Source organism: Coprococcus sp. AF16-5 (assembly GCF_003479365.1).
Classification (GTDB): Bacteria; Bacillota; Clostridia; order Lachnospirales; family Lachnospiraceae; genus Coprococcus; species Coprococcus aceti.
Genome location: NZ_QUGZ01000017.1, coordinates 1 through 2481 on the forward strand (window position 1 = coordinate 1; position 2481 = coordinate 2481).

Here is a 2481-nt window from a genome sequence, read left to right on the forward strand (position 1 = left end):
GGTTATGTCTACTAGCAAAGGTCGGGGGGAGTCTGAAAGTAGTATTATTTGTGAGGGTGGAAGTGAAACAAGTTGGTATAAAGCAGATGGTACAATAAATTATCCACCAAATAACGGAGCTGTACCAGGAACAGAAGTAAATATGTCGTTAAAACCAGGAGATACATTTGGGCGGTATGGAAATATTGGGAATAAGAGTAACTTTGTAACACAAACAGGTGCAAATGCAGATAAATTAGCATTGCCACCAACTACTGACCCTAATATTTATCAGGAATTTAGGGTTATAAAGGAAATACCAAACACTATCCAAGCAGAGATTGCAGCATGGGGAGGTTCTGCAGGTGGAGGATTACAATATGAATTGCCAATGCCGATTTTACAATTAATTAGAGAAGGCTATATAGTGCCAAAATAAATAGAGAGAGGTGAAAAACTATGTTAACAACAAATGAACTGCAAAAATATATTATGAGTGAAATTAATGATAAACTAGATGAGATTTCATACAGTAATGTTTTTTTCGAAAAAGGGGATGATAATAGTGCTGAGGGAACATACATTTTTAGTACAAATTCAAATTATCATATTCTTTATGCAGAAAAGGGGAAGATAAGAAGTGATATAGTTGTAAATGACGAACGAGAAGTATTGTGGTATGCTTTAAATATATTATCAACAAATATTACTATGAAGTATGCCATGAATAATCAAGAGAAAGGAAAAGATTTCCGAAGACCACTCTTTGAGAAAGAAAAAAAAATATTTGCTTTATTTGGTGAGGATTTTTTAAAAAGGAAAGATGAAGAGATTAATGAAATACTTGAAAAAAATCCGTATAATGATATTTAATTATGGTTATACTTTAGGACTCCAAAACCCTTAACTCAAAAAGCTATTTTAATCTCTGTCTGTTCACGAAGTGAATGACATACAGAGATTAATAATAGCTTTTTGTCATTTACCTGAATCCGTGAAGTTCACGGATTTATAAACTATCGCCGTAGATGCTGGAAGGATATTGATTGGGAATGTAGCAGAAGATAAAGCTTGTGATGCAATCTATCAAAGTACAGACAGCCATATATTGGCAATGTTGGGAAGCAATATGGTAGAAGAAGTTATATCAGGAAACCCAGCGAACAGTTCCGTATCAGAAATCGGAGATGTAGCGAGAAAGACGGATATTGAAGAACTAAGCCATACAACGATATTCAAGAACTCAGATGACATTGCCTTAGGTGAAAAAGCTTTAAGTAATGTAGAAGTGAATAAGCTAGATGATGTTGCAGAAGTTGTAGAGAGTGGTAGTACAACTGTTATATATTGGTCAGGTGATATAGCTAATTATCAATATAATATGATTGAAAATCCAGGACCGTTAGCAGAAATGCCTAATCAACCTGCAAAGAATTTCTATGGTGGCAGATACAATATGGAAGTATTACAGGAAGATAGAATAATGTATCGAGCAGGTAATGCTCAAAATCCGTATGGAAGATGGTTTACGAGTGAGCCACCTGCTTCTGTTACTAATGTAAGAATTGACGCAGCGGTAAAGACTCATTGGATAGACCCGAAAACTGGTGCGTATGAGGCAAGCTCTTATATAGATAATGTATATGCGATTAAAGTACCAAAGGGTACTACTATTTATACAGGATCAGTCGGACCGCAAGGTGGAGTATACGTGGGAGGATATAATGTTATGCAAACCTATATAGATGCACCATGGACTTTTGAAGTTGTAGGAAAAACACCGTTACAATAGATTGGAGATAGAAGAATGATAAGAAATGAAGAGTTTTTGCAGTTGCGAGAGGCGTATATAGAGATTGGCAAAATGGTACAAAAATATGGATATGGACAATATAACGGGATATTAAGAATTCTTATGGGACAAGTTAATTGTATTGACTCGGATGAGAGCAATGGTGAAAAAATGAAATACTTGATAGAAAGCTATAGTAAACTGTTTGCTTCGAGAGGCGGGTTAAGCGATTTCATTATTTATGATGCAGATGTTCAATTAAGAAATCAGTTGAATGAGAAATATAATGACGAAGTAAAAAGGGTTTGGAACATTATGAAAGACTATATTTAATAATGACTTCGTATAAGAACATCCGAAATCACAACTGAATATTTTTTCTTTAAAATTTAGGACGCATTGTTTTCATGGCACTTGGTGCTATGGAGATAATGCGTTTTTTCTATGTTAATTTTCAAATTCTTTTCCAGACTGCTGATATCAGTCTACTTCTTTCGAATATCGTGCCCAGAGTCTGCCTTTTGGTCATCTCACAAAGAGAAAGTGCTCATCTGGCTCAAGAAAACATCAAATCAGAAATCTTGATTCAGATGCAGTTTTTCTATTGAAGATGCTCCATCCGTAAAGGAGGAGTTCATGATTAAGTCCAGGTTGATTATGCCGGAAATAAATCAAGAATTTGATGTTCAATATAATGAGAATGCACAGGT

At 34.9% G+C, this 2481-nt stretch carries 4 protein-coding genes; all 4 read left to right on the plus strand.

What is annotated here, in order from left to right; all coding sequences use genetic code 11:
- The coding region (locus tag DWW70_RS14660) for a glycohydrolase toxin TNT-related protein (RefSeq protein WP_118650123.1) at positions 1–418 on the plus strand (418 nt) is incomplete at its 5' end.
- 20 nt (positions 419–438) lie between these two features.
- Positions 439–852, plus strand: a complete 414-nt coding sequence (locus DWW70_RS14665) for a hypothetical protein (protein WP_055148057.1) — start codon at positions 439–441, stop codon at positions 850–852.
- Between the two features lie 169 nt (positions 853–1021).
- Positions 1022–1771 carry a hypothetical protein gene (locus tag DWW70_RS14670; protein ID WP_117875554.1) on the plus strand — a complete coding sequence of 250 codons (750 nt, stop codon included), beginning with the start codon at positions 1022–1024 and terminating at the stop codon, positions 1769–1771.
- 15 nt (positions 1772–1786) lie between these two features.
- The gene (locus DWW70_RS14675) at positions 1787–2104 is read left to right on the plus strand and encodes a hypothetical protein (protein WP_055148064.1); all 318 of its coding nucleotides are present in this window, start codon (positions 1787–1789) and stop codon (positions 2102–2104) included.
- The last annotated feature ends 377 nt before the right edge of the window (positions 2105–2481 follow it).